The organism is Paenibacillus sp. 11B, assembly GCF_030487755.1.
GTDB classification, from domain to species: Bacteria; Bacillota; Bacilli; order Paenibacillales; family Paenibacillaceae; genus Paenibacillus; species Paenibacillus vandeheii.
Window position 1 is genome coordinate 78895 of sequence record NZ_JAUKNS010000010.1, and the last position, 22458, is coordinate 101352.

General features: G+C 39.1%; 24 protein-coding genes. 6 read left to right on the forward strand and 18 right to left on the reverse strand.

The features are described 5' to 3' along the window. Positions 1-199 precede the first annotated feature (199 nt). Complete coding sequence (gene xerS, locus Q0V21_RS30705; protein ID WP_301882205.1) at positions 200-1273, forward strand: tyrosine recombinase XerS; 1074 nt, start codon at positions 200-202, stop codon at positions 1271-1273. A gap of 505 nt (positions 1274-1778) precedes the next feature. Here the strand turns inward: xerS and Q0V21_RS30710 are convergent. The 6 genes from Q0V21_RS30710 to Q0V21_RS30735 form a co-directional block, all read right to left on the reverse strand. After that, positions 1779-2018 carry a hypothetical protein gene (locus Q0V21_RS30710; protein ID WP_301882207.1) on the reverse strand — a complete coding sequence of 80 codons (240 nt, stop codon included), beginning with the start codon at positions 2016-2018 and terminating at the stop codon, positions 1779-1781. Between the two features lie 363 nt (positions 2019-2381). Further along, the gene (locus Q0V21_RS30715; RefSeq protein ID WP_301882208.1) at positions 2382-4250 is read right to left on the reverse strand and encodes a UvrD-helicase domain-containing protein; all 1869 of its coding nucleotides are present in this window, start codon (positions 4248-4250) and stop codon (positions 2382-2384) included. Next, positions 4237-6357 (reverse strand): ATP-dependent nuclease, encoded by a 2121-nt coding sequence (locus tag Q0V21_RS30720; RefSeq protein ID WP_301882209.1) that lies wholly within the window; start codon positions 6355-6357, stop codon positions 4237-4239. Before Q0V21_RS30720 ends, Q0V21_RS30715 begins: the two co-directional genes overlap by 14 nt. A 453-nt stretch (positions 6358-6810) precedes the next feature. After that, on the reverse strand, positions 6811-7479 hold the full coding sequence (locus Q0V21_RS30725; RefSeq protein ID WP_301882210.1) for an SOS response-associated peptidase: 669 nt from the start codon (positions 7477-7479) through the stop codon (positions 6811-6813). A 75-nt stretch (positions 7480-7554) separates the two neighbouring features. Next, complete coding sequence (locus Q0V21_RS30730; RefSeq protein WP_301882211.1) at positions 7555-8442, reverse strand: ATP-dependent DNA ligase; 888 nt, start codon at positions 8440-8442, stop codon at positions 7555-7557. 187 nt (positions 8443-8629) lie between these two features. Continuing rightward, positions 8630-9073 carry an S-layer homology domain-containing protein gene (locus Q0V21_RS30735; protein ID WP_301882212.1) on the reverse strand — a complete coding sequence of 148 codons (444 nt, stop codon included), beginning with the start codon at positions 9071-9073 and terminating at the stop codon, positions 8630-8632. A 194-nt stretch (positions 9074-9267) separates the two neighbouring features. Between Q0V21_RS30735 and Q0V21_RS30740 the strand changes: the two genes are divergently transcribed. After that, entirely contained in the window at positions 9268-9858 is a 591-nt protein-coding gene (locus Q0V21_RS30740) for a hypothetical protein (protein ID WP_301882213.1), read from the forward strand. A 61-nt stretch (positions 9859-9919) separates the two neighbouring features. Beyond that, positions 9920-10624: a hypothetical protein gene (locus Q0V21_RS30745; RefSeq protein WP_301882222.1), complete on the forward strand. Its 705-nt coding sequence runs from the start codon at positions 9920-9922 to the stop codon at positions 10622-10624. Between the two features lie 223 nt (positions 10625-10847). On the opposite strand, the gene Q0V21_RS30750 is transcribed toward Q0V21_RS30745, so the two are convergent. The 12 genes from Q0V21_RS30750 to Q0V21_RS30800 form a co-directional block, all read right to left on the reverse strand. Further along, entirely contained in the window at positions 10848-11420 is a 573-nt protein-coding gene (locus Q0V21_RS30750; RefSeq protein ID WP_301882224.1) for a hypothetical protein, read from the reverse strand. Positions 11421-11770: 350 nt separating this feature from the next. Then, entirely contained in the window at positions 11771-12085 is a 315-nt protein-coding gene (locus Q0V21_RS32955) for a helix-turn-helix domain-containing protein (protein ID WP_367620557.1), read from the reverse strand. A gap of 235 nt (positions 12086-12320) precedes the next feature. Beyond that, positions 12321-12614 carry a hypothetical protein gene (locus Q0V21_RS30755; protein ID WP_301882225.1) on the reverse strand — a complete coding sequence of 98 codons (294 nt, stop codon included), beginning with the start codon at positions 12612-12614 and terminating at the stop codon, positions 12321-12323. Between the two features lie 128 nt (positions 12615-12742). Beyond that, positions 12743-12982, reverse strand: coding sequence for a hypothetical protein (locus Q0V21_RS30760; RefSeq protein ID WP_301882226.1), 240 nt, complete (start codon positions 12980-12982; stop codon positions 12743-12745). A gap of 72 nt (positions 12983-13054) precedes the next feature. Next, positions 13055-14014, reverse strand: a complete 960-nt coding sequence (locus Q0V21_RS30765; RefSeq protein WP_301882228.1) for a hypothetical protein — start codon at positions 14012-14014, stop codon at positions 13055-13057. Positions 14015-14127: 113 nt separating this feature from the next. After that, positions 14128-14469: a hypothetical protein gene (locus Q0V21_RS30770; RefSeq protein WP_301882229.1), complete on the reverse strand. Its 342-nt coding sequence runs from the start codon at positions 14467-14469 to the stop codon at positions 14128-14130. 101 nt (positions 14470-14570) lie between these two features. Further along, complete coding sequence (locus Q0V21_RS30775; protein WP_301882230.1) at positions 14571-15569, reverse strand: hypothetical protein; 999 nt, start codon at positions 15567-15569, stop codon at positions 14571-14573. A gap of 55 nt (positions 15570-15624) precedes the next feature. After that, positions 15625-16362 (reverse strand): hypothetical protein, encoded by a 738-nt coding sequence (locus Q0V21_RS30780; protein ID WP_301882231.1) that lies wholly within the window; start codon positions 16360-16362, stop codon positions 15625-15627. A 19-nt stretch (positions 16363-16381) separates the two neighbouring features. Beyond that, positions 16382-17098: a hypothetical protein gene (locus Q0V21_RS30785; RefSeq protein ID WP_301882232.1), complete on the reverse strand. Its 717-nt coding sequence runs from the start codon at positions 17096-17098 to the stop codon at positions 16382-16384. Positions 17099-17149: 51 nt separating this feature from the next. Further along, positions 17150-17332: a hypothetical protein gene (locus Q0V21_RS30790; RefSeq protein ID WP_301882234.1), complete on the reverse strand. Its 183-nt coding sequence runs from the start codon at positions 17330-17332 to the stop codon at positions 17150-17152. 220 nt (positions 17333-17552) lie between these two features. Beyond that, on the reverse strand, positions 17553-20510 hold the full coding sequence (locus tag Q0V21_RS30795) for a Tn3 family transposase (protein ID WP_301882235.1): 2958 nt from the start codon (positions 20508-20510) through the stop codon (positions 17553-17555). A 49-nt stretch (positions 20511-20559) separates the two neighbouring features. After that, positions 20560-21141, reverse strand: a complete 582-nt coding sequence (locus Q0V21_RS30800; RefSeq protein ID WP_274360032.1) for a recombinase family protein — start codon at positions 21139-21141, stop codon at positions 20560-20562. A gap of 316 nt (positions 21142-21457) precedes the next feature. Here Q0V21_RS30800 and merR point away from each other — a divergent pair, with 316 nt between their 5' ends. From merR to merT, 3 genes are read left to right on the forward strand one after another with little or no spacing between them, the layout of a single operon-like run. Next, positions 21458-21883 carry a mercury resistance transcriptional regulator MerR gene (merR, locus tag Q0V21_RS30805; RefSeq protein WP_274360033.1) on the forward strand — a complete coding sequence of 142 codons (426 nt, stop codon included), beginning with the start codon at positions 21458-21460 and terminating at the stop codon, positions 21881-21883. After that, on the forward strand, positions 21880-22131 hold the full coding sequence (locus tag Q0V21_RS30810) for a transporter (RefSeq protein WP_274360034.1): 252 nt from the start codon (positions 21880-21882) through the stop codon (positions 22129-22131). Before merR ends, Q0V21_RS30810 begins: the two co-directional genes overlap by 4 nt. An 11-nt stretch (positions 22132-22142) precedes the next feature. After that, complete coding sequence (gene merT, locus Q0V21_RS30815) at positions 22143-22448, forward strand: mercuric transport protein MerT (protein ID WP_301882239.1); 306 nt, start codon at positions 22143-22145, stop codon at positions 22446-22448. The last annotated feature ends 10 nt before the right edge of the window (positions 22449-22458 follow it).

Sequence of the window (22458 nt, forward strand, 5' to 3'; positions counted from 1 at the left end):
GGAATTTTGCTCCCCGCCGGAAATAATGTTTAATTTGATGTTAAATTTATCCTTGATTATCTTCCCAAACCAACCCGGCTGCTGGTATGGATATATATGGTATGGTAAGAACGATATCAAATAATCTCATATAATTACGTAAAATAATAATTTGACGAATAATTACTTAGAAGTTATATTCATTTGGGGGTGGTTGCTTTTGGATAAACAAGCTAAATTACACCTTATGGGTCGAATTGACGATAAGTTAAGTGAATTACCTTGGTATGTTACTGAATTTATTGACAGTAAGAAGCGTAAGCTTTCTGCCTCAACACTTCTTAATTACTGCCACGATTATATTATCTTTTTTGATTGGCTGATTACAGAGAACTTTACCACAGTTCAAAAAAGAACAGAAATTGAATTATCCACGCTAGAAACATTAACGATACGTGAAACAGAAAGCTTTTTGTCTTTTTTGGAGTATCAACTTGGGAATAATAAGCTAACAATAAACCGTAAGCTTTCTTCTCTTAAGTCCTTATTTGATTACTTACAGAATAAAGCCGAAACAATTGATTTAAAGCCTTATATACAACGAAATGTTATGGCTAAAATGGACTTGAATGCAGTAAAAGAAAGTCAGGAAACGATCGCGAATCGTATGGAAGGGAAAATACTGAGAGAAAATGATTTTGAAGCTTTTAGAGTGTTTGTAGCATACGATTATGGCGAATTAAACAAAACAAATAAACGTATCATGAATTTCCATCAGTTTAATCGTGAACGAGATACGGCAATAATTTCATTAATCTTAGGATCAGGACTTAGATTATCAGAAGTTTCCGGAATCAATCTTGAGGATTTAGACCTGACGAAATCATCTGTAAGAGTAACTCGAAAAGGGGGAAAAGAGCAATATGTTTACTTTAGCAGCCAAGCATCCCTAGATATTGAGAATTACCTGCAGGTAAGGGAAACAAGATATACCCCAGAAAAAAATGAAAAATATTTGTTTATTGCAGCACCTGTAGGACGCAAAGGTAAAAATAGACGTTTAACACAACGTTCTATAGAAAAACTTGTTGAGAAATATGCAACAGCCTTTGGAAAGCCGGCTTTGACGGTTCATTCTTTGAGGCATTCATTTGCCACACGTTATCATATTGAGAATAATGATGTCCCAAAATTAAAAAATCAATTAGGACATTCTTCAATACAAACTACAATGATTTATACGCACTTAACAGATGATCAAATGAAAAACGCTGTAAACAACATGGATAAATAATTTGGAGGGAGTGACACAAAGTTGCCTACCAGGCTGGAAAATTGACATAAAGTTACCCACCAGACTGGAGAATGACACATAAAGTTGCCTACTAGGCTGGAGAATGACATAAAGTTGCCTACCAGACTGGAGAATGACATCATAAAGTTGCCTACCAAGTTCCAAATTTGCTCCGTTAATTAAAGACAAAGGGCATAAATGCACGTATTTTGACTAAATGTTTGTATACCCAAATACGCCGAATCTCGTCTTCTGAGATCGGCGCTTTTTTGATTAGATAATTTATACTCACTCATTACTTTGGCTACAATTGTTGTACTTTTAGATGGTATTATTCTAACACATTATTTGATTAATTATACATCTCAGATAAAAAAATTATCATCGGGAGTTTAGTCTCATATATCATTCTAAGGATATTATGACCCATAGACAAATTTTTATACAATACTATTTGATAATCATCTTCTGGCTTGCGGGACACGAATCTGAATGTAAGTAACCATTATTCTATCCGTTTACTCGATTTCAAGCGGTCACGCAGAATTTCATCCCAGCGCGCTTCTGGATCTTCTTCGTTAGGGTCATAATCAATTGAAGGATCACTTTCTTTGTGATATTCTTCATCCTGGCCGCTAGTGGCATCCAATGAATCCTCCGTTTCTAACGAATCGTTGTATCCATCTCCACCTGCTGCCTCATATTCTTCTACAGCACGTTCAAGAACCCCCGGCACAATGCTCATTTCTGCTAATTATTTTCGTAAACTAGCCGGGCATTATCGCTATCAATAATGTACATTGACATAAAGTTCCCTACTTTCATGCAAATATGCCCTTTTGTCTTAATTTAACGGAACTTGATCTGTTCCTTTAGTAATTTTTTCTAGTCTGGTAGGCAACTTCATGTCACTCCCTCCAAATTATTTATCCATGTTGTTTACAGCGTTTTTCATTTGATCATCTGTTAAAAAAGAATTAATTTCGAATTCCCATGACGATGCAGTTGAAGGGATACTAATACTGTAGTTGGCCCTGCATGTATATAAAAATATAATAAGATTAAAAATAATAGGTATCTTGTCTATTCTAATTTATTTCCATTTAGTTCATATGTGTTCCTCAACGTATACAATCTTCCAACCATGTCTTAATGCCTCTTGAACATTTTGATGAGAAATATTTTCTTCGTGCATCGCTACTCCTGCGAAATAGCGCGGCCGGCTTAACGCTACATAAGCCAATTTCAAAGTATCTTTCACGAGTGAGTTTTCAATCAATTCTGACTGGTGTGTACCCGTGAGAAAACTGATGATTTTCTCCATGTCTGAAACTCCATCTCTTATGGATTCCAATAAAAGAGTAGCGTAATGGGTCTCACCTTTTACACCATGTATCGTGTTTAATTCGACCGGCAATTCTACCAAACTAGGGGTGATTACTATTTCGGCAGGCTCCATCTGCGTTTTCTTTTCAAGAATCTTTACTAAACGGGGTTTCAACTCGTTAATACTTGTTATGCTGATTTCACCATCATTTTCTTTATTCAGTACAACTGCAAATAAATCTCTGTATAAAATCTCAAGCTCAACTAAATGCATCGAGTCATCGTTTTCTTCTACTATGGCTCTAATCCACTTCGCCCAAAGTGTTTTTATATTAAAATACTTTGATGGATATTTATCTTTTAAGAACTGTGAAATGTTCTTCAGGTACTCACTTCGTTCATTCCCTTCCCTTACATTATTCCTTCTTAATCCGACTAATAGTGATTGATGACATTCATGTAAACAAGCCTGCATTTCTGACTGTAAAGGCTTACTGAGTTTCGAGCGTTGATATATCTCTGAGTACCCTTCGAGGGAATCATGATGATGACAAACCGCAGCTATTTTTCCTTTGATGTGAACACTTTCTGGAGAAGCAGCTTTAAATTCAGAAACAATTTGAGAATAAACTCTTAATAATCGGTTTTTGTTCCCATCATTATATATAAAAAGGTGTGGAATGGCGGAATGAATGGCATCATTCGCTTCTAAACGCATATATTCCTCGATACATGTGGTTCTAAGAATCTTGGCTATGTTCTCTCCGAACCGATTACTATAATTTATTTGGAGACTCTCTTCAAGATCTGGCTTCCATGCATCCTCCTTACCATATAGACTATAGAGTGCTTGATACGAATCTCCATACCACTGTACAATGACTTCTTCGTTATTTTCGATTAACATGCTTAGATTGTCATATTGCTCAATACTGGTGTCTTGCGCTTCATCTATAAAGAAGTAGTTAAAGCGGTTCTGGAATGCTTTCTGGATAGCTTCTTTATGGTTGCGGATATACCAATTAGCAAGCTCTACAGTATCGGAATGCCTTACAAAACCTCTAGAAAACATATCCTGAATCGTATTAATAACAGGAGCGCTGTACTCCTTACCTTCTCTTCTGGATATAATACGAAGTTGATTATCCTCATCAATGTGTATGTCTGTTTTATCTACAGCATTAATTGGAATTGAGTAGCTCCAATACCCAGGTTTGTGATACTCAAAGAATCTTTCAAAATATTTTTTGTATTCCTCATTATCCATTAAATAATAAGTATCCTTTTTAGTGTATAGTCCGTACGCCTTCAATGAAAAGAACGTATTAAAAAACTCATGAATGGTACCAACAAAATGTGGGTAAGTGATATCACTTATCCCAAATTTTTCAAGACTATTGACTATCTCCTCAACGGCGACGTTTGTATGCGTAATCACACAGATCCCTTTTCTCGATCCTTCTTTTTTTAGCTTTTCTAAAAGCAAAGCAATCTTAGCAATCAGAACAGTAGTCTTCCCGCTTCCTGGACAAGCCATGATACTCGTTGAATGAGTTGAATTTATGACATCAATTTGTGCAGGTTGAAATTTTCTGCTATGGCCTAACAGCAGGCACTCTATACTTCCTCGATTTACATCATTGATTAGCATCGCGCGGCGCTCCTCCAGTGACATGGTATATGGCATCTCTTAAATAGCTTAGGGTTCCGTCCTCTAATAGACTCCTTTTCGCTTCTACTGAATTTTTTTGCAGAATAACTGCTAAATATTGAGCTGCAGTTGCTTTGGATACATTTTTTTTTAGCAATGGTCTATAAATTTGATAAGCCCTTTCTTCCAATGGAAGTTCTTCGAGTAATTGCTTATACTTTTCAAATTTTATTTCTCTTTCAGTGGAAGTTAAACCTTTGTATTGAATGGTATGAATAGCTTCAGCTAGCATCATTCCTAAGCCGCTTAAGGCAATTTCATATTCTAAGGTCCATTTTTTCGCAAAACAAAGACTTATATTTCCTTGCATAATACCGTAGGTTTCAATGAGGCTTTCTGCTTTATGTGTTCTTAATGATTCAATTGTGTCCTCAGAAAGAGGTTCCTTGATTAGTTCAATAATACTTTTTAATGTGGTTCCCCCGACCTTAGCGTAACTCTGAATTTCTTCTTTGAAACTAGACTGCGTGCCGAAAGCTTGGTTCAATAGATGACTGATTTGTTCTGGTTCTACCTTAATTTCATGAGCGACTTGATCAATATTATCTTCATTTATAATGTAGATGTCCCGCAGGGTAGGAGCCTCATCACTCTTTCTTTTTTTGTCCTCATAATAGGCTAATGGCCGCACATCAAGATCCGTAACCACTGAGACTGGCATCATCATCTTTGCATCAGGATATTGTTCAAGCCAAGATTTAGATCTCGAATAAATACTCACGTACCTTTTAAATGCCGTGTTTCCGATATTGACGATGGATACTCCAAATTTATGTAAAGGGCGATCAATTAGGTTCGCAATCGTTGGGAGTAGGAGATTTTCAGCATCTCCTTCTACAAAGACTACTCCTTTCGCAAAAAAGAGGTTCGATTTAGTCGCATCCATAAAACGTTCAAGGAATTCGTAGTCATCCGTGTTAAGGTCCGTATGTTCAGATCCCATGGGGTAGGCAATCCCATCGTACAGCAAAATGACATGCTTTAATTGGGTAGAAGCAGCAAGTGTAGGACTATGAGTAGTCAAAATGAACTGATTTCCCACACTTTCAGACTCATTGGCTACTTTTTCTTGTAAATACTTTATCAGACGTAGTTGAGCTTGGGGATGAAGATGAGCTTCTATCTCCTCTATTAATGTCAGGTTGGGTCCGATGGCCAGATCGTCATCATGAAGCAGTAACTCCGCAGCTATAAAAAGTAAGTTTAAGCTGCCTAAACCGGAAGGTACTTCTTCAAGCAGCAAGCTTAGTCTTCTTAAGATTTCATTTAATTTCACTGACGTGATTTTGAACATCGATTTAGGCTCTGGTTCGTCCCCTACGGGCTTATTAAAAAATTCTGTCAGGTATTGTTTAAGCTGTATCTGAATCGTCTTGTTATCGTCATCACTGTAAGGCTTGACGAAAAAAGCTTCTACCTGTTTATTAGCTTCTTCAAATGTTATCTCCAACTCATGCTTTGTTGAACGATCCTTATTGAAGAAAGCAGGGTGGTTTCTTAGAATTTGAGCCAAGCGAGAGCGAACACCTGGTTGCAGTTCAATTTCAGCATTTCGCAAAGGCTTCAGGTATGTTGTTCGCAGGATTTCTCTTGCCAATCCCTCAAGCCGTGAAGATGAAATCTCAGGACCTGCTTTTATGTATTTATCTATCCGTTCAGCTATACCAGCTTCTGCCGGTTGCTTTTTGGCGACTAACCTCACTTGCAACTCATAATTACCATCAAGATCGAAAGTCAGCCATTCAAAAAAAATGCCTGCTTCTTCTTTTGTTAACCCGGAAAGGAAGCATTCAATTTTTAGTTCGGTCGCACTTACCCCGTCTTTAGAAACAAAAAAGTCTTCGTCTGTAATTCGCAGGTTATCATCACTTGTTGTACCCAGAGTAAGCTTAATTGCATCTATAATTGCTGTTTTACCGGAATCGTTTTCTCCAATAAGCAGGTTGAACGTCGGATGGAAATGTAGCGTAGTTCCAGGTAAGATTTCTTCAGCATCAATAACTCCATATTTTCTAAAGTTCCAAATTCTAAGTTCTTTTATATACATGTCGGGCCCTCAATTCTAAGTTTTGTATACAGCTACTAAAGTATAATATGGTTATGAGATTATCTGAGTAGCATGTGTATAAACATATCATTAATTATGGTGAAATTCCCTCTTTTAATTTGAAAATGTTCTCACTAAACACGATCAGTAAGAGCTTTGTTACTGGTCTCGCAAACTAGTGAGCTGAACTACTTCAACTGTACTCAGGTTGTTCAAACTAACATGTACATTCCTTTACTGGGCACCATTTACGTAGTTCTCCTCGAACATTCGTTTAAAGGTATCAGAAACTTCCGAGAGTAATATTAGTTGGGTTTCAATAGTGGCGACTTTATGTCTTCTACACTCGTGTTCAAATTAACAGTGTGTCAAATCAAAATACGCCGATCTCATCTTACGAGGTCGGCGTATGTACTACTTTTATACTCCCTTCATATATGCTAGATACTTTTCTTAAGAAACTTCCTGGATTAAATCTTTGTTATTGTTCCTTACATTACCCACTGAAGAATCCACCTTATATGCACGCATTTCTTCTGCAGCAAACGTTCTGAGAAGACTTGTAACACTCTTATTGTCCGTTTCTCTATTTAACCACTCGGATTCATCCTGTGGCCTTATAATGGCCGGCATTCGATTGTGGATTTCGGCCATTAGGCTGTTTGGTTCCGTGGTGATAATGGTACACGTTGATAACTTGTTTCCGTCCGGATCCAACCAAGTGTCATACAGACCGGCGAGCGAGAAAATGGAGCCATCTCTCATTAAGATTCGCATTGGCTGCTTTCCGGATTCATCCTTCTTCCACTCATAAAAACCTGAACAGGGAATGATACATCTCTTGGTACTGACCAGCCGCCTAAATGCAGGTTTCTCGGTTAGCGTCTCAGCTCGTGCATTTATCATCTTAGATCCGATTTTGTCATCTTTAGCCCATGAAGGTACCAAGCCCCACCGGAGTGAGCCTAAGCAATTACCATTACTGGTTGCAATGATTGACGGGATAAACTGCATAGGGGCAACATTATAATTTGGACGATAATCAAAGCCTTTAACGTCTGAAGCCAAGTATCGTTCCATTATGCTTTCAATGGGATCTATAATTGTAAATCTGCCGCACATACGAATACACCTCACTATAGAATTCGTTATAGGTACAGGTGGGAATTTGTTAGTCTCACAGGCTTCCGCACCTCGTTATGCTACAGTCAAATCAACTAGTTCCTCTATTATTGGTGATCTTAGTTTACCATCTTTGGTAAAGCACTGAAATCGAACTTTGCAACTTAAAACTGGTTCAAGATAAATCCAATTCTTATTCTCATTTCTTACAAGTTTCTTAGAAACATGATGAAACTTAGATAGTATATCTCTATGTGGTGGAAATTCAAGTACCCCCACGTATTTACCATTCAATTGTAGTCCCCAGCCAAATGCTCCTTTTCGAGTTGCTGAGACCTGGCAAGTTACATATTGATATGCCTTTATTTTTGTAATTACATTCTTGGGTCTTGAATTTAAAAAATATGGCGCATCACTGTTGTACTGAACTATGCCCTCTAAGCCTTGTTGTTTTACTCCTAAGAAGAGCTGGAGACCATCATCATATAAAGGTGTTATGGATATTGTCTCAGATGGGGTTAACAACGTCTGAAGAAGTTCACGCCTCTTATCAAATGTCATCGTTGTTACCGACTGGCCATCGACCCACAAGACGTCCCATATCGGAAAATGAGCTTTTAAGGTTTTACAGATTGATTTGACGGCGGTAGACTTTTTCGTGTGAAAACGGGTCATTGCATCGTCCCACCAGATTTTCGGTGGCTGATCTGTTTGCTGAGTAACATCAAAAGCGATGCATTCTCCATCCAGGATGGCCGTTTTAACTGATAATTTTATTTCTTGAAGCTCCGGAAAGCGTTCAGTTACTTCAGTTCCATGTCTTGTATATGCACGTACCCTACCATAATCGTAGTGAATTAATATTCTAAATCCGTCCCACTTAATGCTGGACTTCCAATCTTTTTTAATCTCACCAGGTACTAATGGCTGTAATAACATTGGTTTTAATGGTTTATTTAGCATAAGCAAAAACCTCCACCCTAAACTTAGCATGGGAAGTATAAGTGATTCCATATTAGATTGTTGGGTTGATTGAGAATTATGTACAGTAAATGTTTCATTCGATTCCAGTGATATTTTTAAAATTCCGAATCAACCTTAGAGAGTATTGCTTAACCTGGCGTTCCTGTTGTAGTGTCACGCATTCAATCTAATCAGTCATTTGTTTGTGATGCTTGTTTGATTCACTTTGAAATGAATTTAAATGATCACGTAAACAGTAGGTCATTACAACTGACGCAGCACGTGTCAGTCCGTTTTTGTGATAGAAAGAAATGCCCGGATACCCTTTACGAATTTCTGTCATCCAATGCCCATACTGAAATGCAATATCCGAATCATCAGAGAAGTGTTGAGCTGTAGGTGGCGGCGTTACGCATTCCTTAACCAACACATTGACCAGCAACTCTGCTGCTTGTACTCGATTAACTACAGCATTCGGTCTGAATTCATTGCTATTAAATTCTTTTGCGATACCGTTAACAATAGTTACATCTAGTTCATCTCTACACCATGCAGTCTCTTTGACATCCTGGAACGGTATTGTGATGGATCCGACAGGACTAGCATTTAAAACACGTACAATTTGCTGCAAATGGTCCAAGATGCTCGTCAAGAAGAGTTTTTCAATTAGGATGAACGAATACGGAATTAAAATTTTTGAAATAATTAACAAACTTTTCTACTCAAGCGGTGTTTTTATTTGTATAAATGAAAATATCATGACTATTTCGTAAATATTGGCTATATTGTATGAGTAAATCCAAATATAACCTAAGGAGCTGCCCCATGAATAAGAAAATGATTCTTTGCCTTGTTTTACTATGCACTTTTGTTATCAGCTGTGAGTCTAATTCCACTGAAGTAAAGAATGAACCATCTATAAGCAACGTGGTAGACAATGATAAGAACAATAAAGATGTTTTCAGCTACGAGCAATATACTACCTTAGTACAAGACTTTGCTGAGAAGGTCCAGATCCCCAATTATGAAATTAAAAATACCCCCCTCATCAAGAGCCTCGTCCTCGTAGAAGAGGAACTAACTTTTGATAAAAAACAGTCGTTAACTGTGGAAGGTAACAAAACCGATATGCGGCCCACTCAACAAATTTTCATGTATGAAAATAAAGATCAATCTACCCAAATTCAAATTAGAATAGGTTTCACAAAAAATTATCTGGATGAGGACTTAGTAATTTGGGATTCATCAAAGGGATTCGAGGAAACTAATACAGAATTGTCTAGCAAAACCGATGTTGCAACATATCTCTACAAGAATCTTGTAATTTCTATTCTTGTAAATACGGAAAAGGATGCAAGTATCCCTACAATGAGGAACGCAATGCATGAAATTGTGGATTTTTTAAACAAACATTGACATATATTATATAATATAGTAAATTATGATAGAAAGAAAAAACACGAAAGTAGGTATTTAAATGAAAAAGAAGACTTTATTGAAATTGTCTATCCTTTCAGTCCTATCTCTTACGTTGTTGACACCACAAGCAGCTTTTGCACAAGACGGAATTCCCGCCGATATACAAAAGAAAATTGATGAGAACATTTCACAAAGTGAGTTTAAAATCCCGGAGAATAGAGCCTGGGAAACAGATATGAATGGTAACACAGTAGAAGTTACACCTTTAAGTAAGCGCATTCAGACTATGGCCCCGCCAAATGATGGTTATATTTATTCTTTTGAGAAATATGACCCAAACAGTGTCGCTAAAAACTGGCGTTATCAAAATATGGGGACATTCCGTGTAGCAAATACTAGTCCTGGTAACACAACAGCAACATATACACAACAATCGACCAATACAGCTACTTGGAATGTAACAAGCAGTATTAAAAATTCTGCTCAACTAAAAGTTGGTTTCTTGGCTGGAACGAGTCTTGAGATGGGAATTCAACTTTCAGATGCCAAAACATATTCATCCGGTAAGACCTATGGTGTATCAAAAACCATTCCAGGGAATACAACCATTTATATGACCAATTACGCGGTAGGTGTAAATACGGCTGGTAATCTGGTTTATAAAAAATATGCTCCAGGCGGTACTTCTCAAGTGGGAATTTACACTGAGCAAGTAGGTGGAACAGTTGTAAGTATTCCTGATGTTAACATTGAAATAAACTAACGAAATTCCATCCTGATAACCAAAAGGCCACTTTGCTTATAGCAAGGGGCCTTTTGGTTCAATTTAGCTGATAACTATATTTTTTTAAAGCCGAAAGCGTTCAGTTACTAAAGTCTTCCATGTGCTTGTGTGCACGTACCCTACTATATTAATACTGGCCTATGATTGGGTCAGCCGGTTGCATTATGAGAGATTCGTTGAAGGTCAATCAACCAACATATTTTTAGAATTTCAACTGCACCTCGTATTTGTTTTCTGGAGCTAATAAGAAGAGCGTTCTTATTTTCTTGTATTTCTTTTTCAATATCCTTGAATATGATACCATCACAACTTTTTCATAAATTATTCCGGTTCCGGTCTGTTCAAAGTTTACTGAGACTATATCTTGAAACTTATCATCTAATAGCTGATCTAAGATTCGTTGGTGAGTCTTCATGCGGTACGTTTTTTTTGTATTTCGAGATCCCTTTTCGAGTGCTTCTATAAGTTCTAAAACAATTGATTTAAGTTCGTGACGATCTAGTGTACCTTCTGGGAGATTCATGTGAAGAGTTTTCATAAATCGGTTCATTAGCACATAGGTGGTGATTTTCTTATAGACAAGTCGATCGGCTACGCTTACAACAAAAAATAAGAATGAAAGTAGCACTAGATCAGCAGCAGCATTAACATTAAATCGCAGAAGAACAATAAAGCTACATAAACATAATGTGATCCATAAAGCCCAGACATACTTTGCTTTAATAGCAAATCTAATAGTATCACTACATAACTTAAATAAAACTAATTTGATCATAATAACTTCTCCTCTTCTATAATATATAGATACATTATAGAATTTATAAAAATTGAGATGTGCCAAAAATGGTTCTATACTGTTTGAGTCAACAACTGGATTCGTTGAAAGAATAAAAGATTAGGAATACATGGTCTGATTTTGAGACTGTTTGCTCTGTCTCCCTGTTTTCAAGGGATTACGTCATATGGCTGCTGTCATAACATAATTCATAACTTGAAATTCCTAGGCCATTGTGGACCTTCGCTACTAGAATAAAAAAGCCGCTAAATTTAAGCGACTCCAGATGTTGCTATCTTCTAAAAACAAAAACACCTAGATTAACTAGCTACCCCAACCGTGACCACATATTAATATAGCTCCTTTATGGTATCTCTGCGTTCCTGTAGCTGTTTATGTACTTCAGTAATTACAGTTGAACGTATAAGTGCCTTTAATTCTATCAAATCAATAGTGACTTCTGGTTCAGGGGGAGTGTGCACAGTGGACTCGCCCTTCCCTAAAATAAGCCAATCCAGAGTAACATTGAAATGCTCACATAAAGCGATAGCCATATCAAGGGATGGTCTATGTCGATCTTTCTCTATATTGGAGATTGAGGCGCTCGTGGTGCTTTTATATTCTGTTATGACATTGCTACCCTGCTCTCGAATGGGTATACGCAATAACTTTAGCTAAACCGTCCATGCTTAGCTTTTGGCTGCTGCGGAGCATGCGAACTCGATCACCAATTGTGTCCAAACTGGAAGCCCTCCTTGATTATCACTTAATTAACTTTCAATGTAATAGCGTTCGGATTATAAGTCAACAAAAAAGAGACTGATTAATTCAGTCTCCTCTGGAGAGTCTCTGGGCTAGCAGGTAAACTCACTAATGAAACCATACGAAAGATTTTTTAGATCAAGTGATCTGCCGCAGCTTATTATTATCTAATTTGGGAGTAGAATCATAATTTTCTTCTTTCCATTCATAAACCCACTTGTCCATTTCAACTATATGTGACTTCTTCTCCACCCTTGCCAGGTGAATCCCCTCGACCGTGGTATCAATTAATATCCCCTGATCCAACGCTCCGACAAAGGCTTTTGCTTCTTCTACAAACCTTTTGTATTCAGCATTACATAAATCGTAATCTCCAATACAAATTAAACCCATTTCGTTGTCGTAAACTAACCACAGTCCTTCTTTCTCCATCCAACTATCCCCCATTAAGTAAATATAGACGATCATTTTTCATGTTTACTCTGGCATTTATAAGACCGATTCTATCTCAAATGATAGGTAATAAAATCGAACCACCAATGATTGCAACACTATATTGTCTAAGAATTAAGGATGAATAAAGTAATCAAGCCCAGCACACAACAGCCAAGAAAAGCTTTTCGTCGATTAAGGCTTTCTTTAAACTTCAGTATCCTGAAAAACGCAACACAACCAGCAAATATAAGAATCAAATGTTCAGTTCTTTCTGGAAATAAAATAAGACCTGTAATGCCCCATAAAGATAAAACTAAGTAATACAAAGCAAATGCTAGAAAAGGAATTTTATTGATAAGGTTCATTTGAAAATTTCTCCCGTCATCATGTTACACATAAGTTGTTGAATCCTTTGGTATCTATGAAGTTGGAACTGATTACTCCTTGAGTTTGGTATCATTCGCGAGTACGATATTTCGTAGGACGGATTGAAGTTCATCTTGTCTGAAAAGTTCCATATCCATAATCTCTTTATCATATCCACACCATGTTTCCCAATTCAGAAAAATATCGATTTCACATATATCTGGATCATATTCAATAATCTCTACGGGGTTGTCATACAACATGAGAACTATGTCCATAACCTCGTCTTCCGACATTCCGTAATGCGGGTCAATGTCAGAAGCTTGCAACTGAATGTAAGCAATTAAAATTTCCATGACCTGTGGTTCAATAGATGAATTCATTATGCATATGGTGTCTTCAAAGCCGTAGGTGTGTGTCAATATATATGCATATAAGGTGTGTGAATTAAGTTTTTTCTTCTGCAATACCTCATGTAATCTATTTTCTCTGGTATCTATACGTTTCTCATCTTGTTCAGACTGATCCGAACGTTGAGGGGGTTCATTTAGTGCCGCCACTGCTTTCCAATCTTCAAGAGTGAAATTTCGTCCTATTACCGTTCGTTCAAGTGAGAAAATACCTTCTCTTTTCAAGATATTATCTTGGAGAGATATATTATCGTCGTGCTTAAACGAGGCAAGGGTGTTTCTATTTAGCTCAATCTCTCCTTCAACTAAAGCTGCAAAAGGAACGCCGCTTTGAAAAGCAGGATAAACTTGAATGTCCACCAATTGTAGTTGGATACAGTATGGACCTTGAAGATAGACCAATTTCTCTCCGATAGTTTGTTGGATAATGGATTGAATACTAACTAATTCACCGGTTATATTAATTCCAGACTGGGGTTTATATAAACCGAAAACGATTTGAAACTCGTCCTTTTTGTGAGGAGCGATCTCAATCAAACTATTGGAACGTTGAAGGTATTCAATTTCGGAAACATGCACCAAGTGCTTGCTGCCATCGCGATCCATTACTGCGTATTCCATGCGAACTCTCCTTTGTCATATAGAGCATTAAGTTTGACGTTCATAGTCGTACCTGGTAACTGCACCGTACATGCCTGTATGCAAATGTTAATTACCGCCGATGAAAGATTCAATTATTTCTCAGGTACTACAATAAAGGGCCGAGCATTGAGGATAATTTCTGAATTCGTATTTACTGGTTTTTGGCCATCCCCTCGATCTTCATGTGCTCTGAGTTGTTCTTGTACGTTTCTAATAGCCCGCTGAAGCTGACGTATTTCTTCTTGCAGTTCCACAGGTACATCCGTATATTCCAGGACCGTTAATCCCCATGATACGTGATGAGAAGCATTTCCGAGATGCACTAACGATTGAAAAATATAGTCATCCTGCTTACCGAGTTGCTGGAAATCTTCATAGTTTGGTTGATGAGCTGCGTAGCTACCAAATGGCTTGTTTGAATTTAAATCATTCATTTATTATCCTCCTTGATGAGCCAGTCAAACAAATGACGGGCTTCATAATGTTTAAATATTGCAGGGCAATAGTGTCCATATACTGATAAGATAGCGGCTAATCAGTCCTCTGTGTACCATTCATCATCTTTTCGTAACTCTCTAACCGATTCATGTTGAGATTCACCGCCACACTCCGGACAGTTTTCCCAGCAGATGAGGAGGCTGTCTACCCACTTGTTGTTACAATTAATGCATATCCAGGGCATAATTTTAGTTATGTCCTTTCCCTCTGTTGTACAATTGTTTTCTCCACACACTTCCAATTCACCGCCTGCAGTCATCGATTTGACCTTCAGCAAAATTTGCTCAGTTTTTTCATTCAGTTCCTTCACTAATCCATCAAAATACTTAAAATTGATAACCCATCGACCATCTTGATCTGATTGACGTGGGAATTTGAACATAGTTCTCTCTTCAATCTTCATATGCTGCTGACTTACCCCAACATCTGGTGAATTTTTCCGCTCATACTCGTTCCAAACAATCACATGGTGCGAATTCTCGGGCTCGTTCTCGGTACTTACAAAAGATTGCTTTTCAATTCTTGCAAGTACTATGCGTCCCTCGCCTTCAGATCCATGAGAAGAAAACTCGTTCTTTACTGCCTCAACTTGCCCCTCATACTCTTCAAAAGCCTTGTTGTATTCCGCCACACACATTAGGCCTTTCTGGTTGTCCCACACCATCCATAAATCAAATGTATTCTTGGTTGACTGTACTGGCTTAAATTCTTTCTCCCAATCTTGAGGATGTGATGCCTCTATTAGTGTCATATAAGCAGCCGTAGCCCGCTGTAAAGGTGTTGCATCTAACAACCAAGCGATACCTTCCGGCGCCATATGACCTTCTACACTGTAGAATATGTTCGCCTCCATCAGGTTGGATAAATTTGTTACATAACTCTCAGCGTTTACTTGAAGGGCCTTACTTTGAATTTTCAGTGAAGCGGAACATTCATAGGTGTAGCAGGGTTCATCATATTCATCCATACCTTCAAATGAAGTCAAATTGGCAAGCGCTGCGTTGAGCTGTTTATCCGTCATGGCGTTTATATTCATGTTAATTCTTCCTCTCCTAAACCTTGAAAAGTTGAACTGTGCTGCGTAGGTCCAATTAACTCTTCGATCGTTTTGACAAAAAATCTGGCTTAAGTCTGTAGTGCCTCTTCCCGCCGATTAACATACATTCGCACCATTCCGATTCATAATTTGATAGCGCAGCAGCAAGACTGTTTTTTGGCGATGAGTAATGCGTGCTGCACCTCTCCAGTAGATCCGGCAGTGACACCCATCCATCCTGGCATCTTAAGTTTGCACGTTCATGATCATAGCGGTCATGCATCCGTTCAAGAAATTCCCTGACCCTGAGCATGGTAGTGCGATATGCCGTAACGTGACCGCCTTTGTTGCTTCCTGCATCCGGTGAGTGGGTCAAGTGATACTCCGTTAGAGCTTCGCGTAGAATTGGCTTTATTTTGCGGTTTAGCTTTGCTCTGATGACGTTGTGTACCTTTTCCTCTGACACATATAAAAGACCTATCCCATATATTTTCATAATCTCAAGCGCAAGCTCTGGCACAAAGTTACTTATGAGCTGACCGTGCACGTATCTTACCGGAGCAGGGACAGCAGCGTAAACAAGGTTGGCGTGTTCCCTCCAACCTACACACTGGTCCAGTAAGACGAGAGAAAGTGATGTTTTAAGTTCAACCACCGTATCAACTGGACCATGTAGCCCAAGCAAGTCGGCCCTGCGGAGCGTTCCCCTCTTAGGCTGTACCTCTGAGAAAACAGAATTCCCTCCATATTCAAGCCAGGATTTCACTGGCAAGAACAGTTCAGTCTCTTTCATTCTCCACCACTCCTTCCTGTTATAAGGACTGTGTTTTTATTGAAGGATTTAATTTTCTCGTGGCCAAGAGTTCATCTACCCTCATCTTGAAGTCTTCTGCAGCAGCATCGTGATGATTAGCGGTATCTTCAACTTCAGGGAATAGTTGATATGTAAGGTCATTAATAAGGTCATATCTTGTAAGTCCTTCTCGCCGGTAGGCCTTTATATTATTTTTGTATTTGTAGATTTCCTCGATACCTGACGCTAACCAGATCTCCAGAAGAGTCCGTTCCAGCTCTATTGTTGATTTTCGTGAAAGAGCATTCTTTGCTTCTTCAAGTTCCAATCTGAGTCGATTAGCTTCTGCTTGTGCGTCAAGCATTTCGCATAGATTTTCACCACGTTTAGATTTATAATCTCTCAGTTCTTGAATAGCTTTGTCCCTATCCATTTCTGCATTGGTCAGATCCGTATGTCCATGAATTGAAACTTGGGAGTTTGATGCATACTCAGTTAATTTCTTATTCTTAACAATGACTTGTTCCAAGGTTAGGAGTATTTTCTCTAATCCGCTATTTGGACGAACTAGCATATTCTCAATACCGCTACCTGGACAGATTGTAATTGCAGTACTCGTGTCTTCAGATCGCCCTGGATAGTTAAATAGTAATTGATCGCCTGCCGTCCAGAGTAACTGCCCATCATCGATTAAGTCGAATACTTTATAACTCTCGTTATCTAGATTCACACTCATCTTCAAAACCCTCTTTCTGGAATTTTTTTATTGTGCTGAAGTCGTACTAGATTACAATTTGTCTGCGGTTAAGTTGTCAGATACATCAATGTCCCAATGATGCAATTCTCCAAGAATTTGTCGCTGCTGTACGTCTGTCATTCGATCCAGTTTAGTAAGTAGCCATGTCACTTGTTCATCTGTTGGTTTATTCTGACCGAGTACATGACATCCTGAATTCCCCTGTTTGTCCACCCATGGTAGGCATCCAAACTTTATGAAATTTGGTATCTTGTTAGTGTCACCTTCAAAAAGCTCTACTTTGTATTGCTCCACAAGTCTCACAGCCAGGTCTTTATGGGGTACCGCCAACAAAACGCGGAAAACGTACGCTAAGCCCATTAATTGAGTAATAAGCCGGTTTTCCCCGTACGCTAAAGGGGTACCGGCTCCGAAATTCGCAACGTGTTAATTGTCAGTAGAGAGGTTTCTTTAATGGCCGTAACGACGTTAGAGTTGTTGCTTGTTTTAGATCAAACTTGTACTCCCCTAGAAAATTAATATGTTCCCATCCTAGAGGTGAGGTATGTTGCATTAGTTCTTCTTTAAACGTTCCTTGGGTCTTTTTATATTCTGTTGCATGAGACAAATAGACAGTATTCCATACGCTGATTGCATTAATCAAAATGTTCAAGGCGCTGGCTCGTTGGAGTTGATCTTGCAGTGCGCGCTCCCGTAACTCCCCGTGTTTACCGAAGAAAATCGCTCTGGCCAGTGCGTTCATAGCCTCACCTTTATTCAGCCCCCTATGAATCTTCCGGCGCAGGGCTTCGCTTGATATGTAATCCAGAATAAAGATTGTCTTTTCAATGCGCCCCATTTCACGTAGAGCGGTTGCTAAGCGATTCTGCCGCGAGTAGGAACCGATCTTCCCCATGATAAGTGATGCAGATACTGTCCCTTCTCGAATAGAATGGGCTAGCCGCAGCACATCATCATAATTTTCCTGAATGACCTTCGTATTGATTTGACCACGCAGCAGTTTCTCCAGTTTTGGGAAATCAGTAGGCTTCCCGATGATGTAAAGCTTAGAATCAGAAAGATCTCGTAAGCGCGGCGCAAATCTGAATCCGAGTAGTTGAGTCAAACCAAAAACTTGATCTGTATATCCTGCAGTGTCCGTATAATGTTCTTCGATGGTCAAGTCAGTTTCATGATGAAGTAGTCCATCGATCACATGAACAGCATCCCTAGCATTCGTGTTAATCACTTTAGAATAGAAGCTTGAAAATTGATCACTGACAAAACGATAAATGGTTGCGCCCTTGCCAGTTCCGTAGTGCGGATTAGCATCCGCATGAAGCGCAGCTACGCCAATCGGCACCCTCATTCCGTCTGACGAAGACGTGGTGCCATCGCCCCAATAGGAGGGCAAAGATAACTTGTGGTGGAAGTTGACGAGGACAGCTTGAGCTTTATTCATTGCATCCTCATATAGCCGCCATTGTGCCGTATTGGCCATTTGCCGGTATGAAATATCCGGCGTGGCATCCCCCATCTTGGTCAATCCAATGTTCGTTCCCATCGCCATCAGTGTTGCCATGAGAATTAACGTTTCTTCTTCATTGGGAATCCGATTTGTTGAAGCATGGATAAATTGTTCATGAAAACCAGTCCAATGCGCTACCTCCATTAAGACCTCAGTCAATTTAATACGTGGAAGTAGTTCGTACAAGGATGAGCTAAAATTTCTGGCATCCTCCGGAGTATCTTTCTCTAGGCGGCTAATGTGAAGTTTTCCTTGCTCAAAGTTAATACCTTCTAGATCCTCAATGTTATTCGAAACCCATTCTAAGCGCTGTATCAGAGATGCGGTACGTTCGGCTAGGTAATCGCTCGCAGTCATGCTAACTACCAATTTTGTTTCATCAGGCTGAATACGGCTCCATTCATCTTTGGAGACAAGATACTCATCAAAATCTTTATGCTGCCGGCTCCCGACAATGGACACATCACCGGAGCGAACATAATTACGCAGCTCAGTTATTACAGCCATTTCGTAATAATGACGGTTAATCGTTCCGTCATCATCGTAGACATGCTTTTGCCAACGATTTGTTACAAAATTTAAGGGTGCGTCTTTTGGTACTTTACGTTTACCAGTTTCATTAATGTCCCTTATAACATCAATAGCCTTCATAAGTGGCTCTGCGGATTTATTAGAACGGAATTCCAACGTTTTCAGCAGTGTTGGTGTATATTTGCGCAGCGTGTAAAACTTCTTCTCCAGCAAATCCAAATAGTCGTAATCAATGGGACGGGCCAGTCGCTTTGCTTCCTCTACAGATGCGACGAGCTGATCCCAGGGCATTACCGTCTCCAACGCAATAAATGGGTCTATGCCTTCGTCCCTAGCTTTTATGAGTGCTGCGCCAAGATCAGCATAATGAACCACCTTTTCGTTAATCGATTTTCCATTTTGTTTTTGGATTTCTTCTTGAGCCTTACGGCCTTTGGAATGTAGCTGTAATATCTGACGGTCGTGAATTTCAAATGCTTGATCCGTTAAATCTTGTGTTAGATCGAGTAAATAAGCAACTAAAGTAGCATATTTCTTGGGGTCATCGAAACGACGGAAGGACTGCGGTTCATACCTTGCCCCGATTTTGGAGAGCTGACGTAATCGGTTTGGATGAATTCCCTTTGTATCGATTTGAAGCTGGACTTTTCGTATATATTCAAGTTTTTCAATGATCTTAAGGAAAGCATCCGGGGAACAGGTGCCTGGTACTTCTCTTAGCCATGCCAGATACGTTTTGTTGCTCTCCGGCATTGGGGATAGGATGTTTTCAAGTTTATCGACCTGCTCCACTGATAAGGAAGAAATAAGCATTTTATATATTTTCTCCTCGGCCCGTTGCCTCACTTCCCACACAACCCGTTCGATTGTAGTCATCCCAGGTATAATGATTTTCTGTTTTCGTAATTCATCAAGGGCTACACGGATTAAATACATGGAGTTACCATTTTCTAACGAAAAATTCAGCATGATATTGGATAAGAACCGATATTCACGAAGCGTGAAGTTCCGATACCCATAGGTTTGCCGAATCTCCTCCATATGTTCTCGTCTAGTCGGTTCCCGTTGGGCATAAAGGGGAAATACATCAGGTGCCACGCCAACCTGCTTGGCAATGTAGCTTATTACAGAATCCGGTATGTGTTTCAAATCAGATAAAGACCATCCTGGATAACGCAGGATGGCCAATTGAACGGCAAAGCCTAATCGGTTATGATCACGGCGATGTTTATTGATGATATCGAGATCGTGTTGCGAAAATGTATAGTACGTACCTAAATCCCAATCGTCGTCTGAAGGGATTTGCATAAATTCTGCGCGCTGATCTAATGTTAATAATTCCTTTCCTCTCAATGGTTACACACCTTTCACTAAAATCAGAAGTTCAGTCAATAGGAGATGTTCAGGTCACCTGAAGGCTTTGTGTAGTCTTATTCCGGTTTGTAAGTGTTTGATAGATTTTTGCTTTAGATACACCGGTTCGTTCTGTTATTTCCTTAATGGTGTACTTTTCACTATCGTAAAGTGTAAGAGCCATGTCAATTTTGTTTTTATCCATTGGAGGACGACCGCCTTTCCTGCCTCTCGCACGTGCAGCCTGTAATCCAGCAATGGTTCGCTCTCGGATTGTCTCTGCTTCCATCTCCGCCAGTCCAGCCATGATAGCAAAGAAAAGTTTCCCAGCGGGCGTACTCGTATCAACACCAAGAGTAATGATCTGCAGTCCAATCCCTATTTCCTGAAGGCCATGCGATAATTCGATTAGTTGCCGCGTGGTTCTTCCCAAACGATCCAGCTTCCAAATGACAAGCGTATCACCTGGTCTCAAATATTCTAGGCAACGGGTCAGCTCCACTCGATCACTTTTCTTCCCAGAAGCCTTCTCCTCAAATATTCGCTCGCAGCCAGCAGCTTTTAACGTGTCGATCTGTAGGTTCAGTGATTGATCAGCTGTCGAGACACGAGCATAACCAATTTTGGCCACATGAATATCTCCTTTTGTCTATTAAACATATATTTATGATAATTTATACACTTTGAATTTTATACGACTTAATAGACAATAACAATGCTATTTCTTACTGTATTTTAAGCTATGCACAAAAAGTATACAAAACGATCGTTTTTTAGACCCGACAATAGATACAACAAGCTGATATATAATAAAACGCAGGACGCGGCGGTGAAGTAGCTTTTGTGATTCAACTAGATGGTAGCATATTCAACTTCTTGAAGGGAAATAATGTTCCTTGACCATGTACCATGGTACATGGTCTATACTTTATTTAGAGGTGATGAAAATGAATTATCGCTCCGGAGATATTTCTAAATTGTGTAACGTTAACAAAGAAACATTAAGATATTACGAACGAAAAGGTCTGATTCATGAACCAGTAAGATCGGATGCTGGCTACAGGCTTTATCCGGAAGAAACGATAAACCGAATCATGTTCATTAAACGCATACAGGAGCTTGGTTTTACATTGTCTGAAATTGATAAATTGCTTGGTGTTGTTGATAAAGACGATGTGAGATGTGCGGGTATGAATGATTTCGTTGTTCAAAAGCTGGAAGATGTTCAGTCGAAAATTAGAGACTTTCAACGAATCGAAACGATGCTAAAAGATTTAAAAGACCGCTGTCCAGATGAAAAAGCGATACACGAATGCCCAATCATCGAAGCGCTCATTGACAATAATCAAAAGGAAAAGGAGGAAGTCCAATGAAAGAAAATGCAAAAAAAATAGGTTGGGGCTTTTTAGCTCTGCTTTCCTGTCCTTGCCATCTTGTTTTGATTCTCCCTTTACTTGCGGGAACTACATTTGGAGCGTATTTTGCTCTCCATCAAACAGCCGTCAGTGTTATTTTAGGAATCGTATTTGTAATTTCTCTTGTCATGATGTTTAAACGAGCCAGCAAACAAGCAAAAACCGATGAATCACACGATTGCTGCTCAGTTCCGGAGCGAAAATGAGGTGAATGATTTTGAGAGAAAAAATGACTAGCTTGGCAACGATATTTTCAGCGTTTCTTATGTCCGGCTGTTGCCTCGGGCCCTTAATTCTCATTCCGCTTGGGTTATCAGGTTTTGCAGGAACGCTTGCAATTTTTTCAATCAAGTACCAACTGTTTCTTATGGTCATGACGATATTATTTCTTGGTGTATCGTTTTATTTGGTTTATGGACGAAAATGCAAAAAGAAAAGTACGGTCATCACATTATGGATATCGACCGTTTTGGTTTTAGGAGCATTTTTATATTTATGGTTGGCTGAAAGTGGACTGTTATAAGAAAGAGGTG

Coding starts and splice junctions, on each gene's coding strand:
- Q0V21_RS30765 (WP_301882228.1), bottom strand. CDS start 14,014: ATGGAATACGCAGTAATGGATCGCGATGGCAGCAAGCACTTGGTGCAT.
- Q0V21_RS30780 (WP_301882231.1), bottom strand. CDS start 16,362: ATGAAAGAGACTGAACTGTTCTTGCCAGTGAAATCCTGGCTTGAATAT.
- Q0V21_RS30770 (WP_301882229.1), bottom strand. CDS start 14,469: ATGAATGATTTAAATTCAAACAAGCCATTTGGTAGCTACGCAGCTCAT.
- Q0V21_RS30760 (WP_301882226.1), bottom strand. CDS start 12,982: ATGAACCTTATCAATAAAATTCCTTTTCTAGCATTTGCTTTGTATTAC.
- Q0V21_RS30730 (WP_301882211.1), bottom strand. CDS start 8,442: ATGCTAAATAAACCATTAAAACCAATGTTATTACAGCCATTAGTACCT.
- Q0V21_RS30720 (WP_301882209.1), bottom strand. CDS start 6,357: ATGTATATAAAAGAACTTAGAATTTGGAACTTTAGAAAATATGGAGTT.
- Q0V21_RS30745 (WP_301882222.1), top strand. CDS start 9,920: ATGAAAAAGAAGACTTTATTGAAATTGTCTATCCTTTCAGTCCTATCT.
- Q0V21_RS30755 (WP_301882225.1), bottom strand. CDS start 12,614: ATGGAGAAAGAAGGACTGTGGTTAGTTTACGACAACGAAATGGGTTTA.
- Q0V21_RS30710 (WP_301882207.1), bottom strand. CDS start 2,018: ATGAGCATTGTGCCGGGGGTTCTTGAACGTGCTGTAGAAGAATATGAG.
- Q0V21_RS30785 (WP_301882232.1), bottom strand. CDS start 17,098: ATGAGTGTGAATCTAGATAACGAGAGTTATAAAGTATTCGACTTAATC.
- Q0V21_RS30775 (WP_301882230.1), bottom strand. CDS start 15,569: ATGAATATAAACGCCATGACGGATAAACAGCTCAACGCAGCGCTTGCC.
- Q0V21_RS30810 (WP_274360034.1), top strand. CDS start 21,880: ATGAAAGAAAATGCAAAAAAAATAGGTTGGGGCTTTTTAGCTCTGCTT.
- Q0V21_RS30740 (WP_301882213.1), top strand. CDS start 9,268: ATGAATAAGAAAATGATTCTTTGCCTTGTTTTACTATGCACTTTTGTT.
- Q0V21_RS30725 (WP_301882210.1), bottom strand. CDS start 7,479: ATGTGCGGCAGATTTACAATTATAGATCCCATTGAAAGCATAATGGAA.
- Q0V21_RS30750 (WP_301882224.1), bottom strand. CDS start 11,420: ATGATCAAATTAGTTTTATTTAAGTTATGTAGTGATACTATTAGATTT.
- Q0V21_RS30715 (WP_301882208.1), bottom strand. CDS start 4,250: ATGCTAATCAATGATGTAAATCGAGGAAGTATAGAGTGCCTGCTGTTA.
- merR (WP_274360033.1), top strand. CDS start 21,458: ATGAATTATCGCTCCGGAGATATTTCTAAATTGTGTAACGTTAACAAA.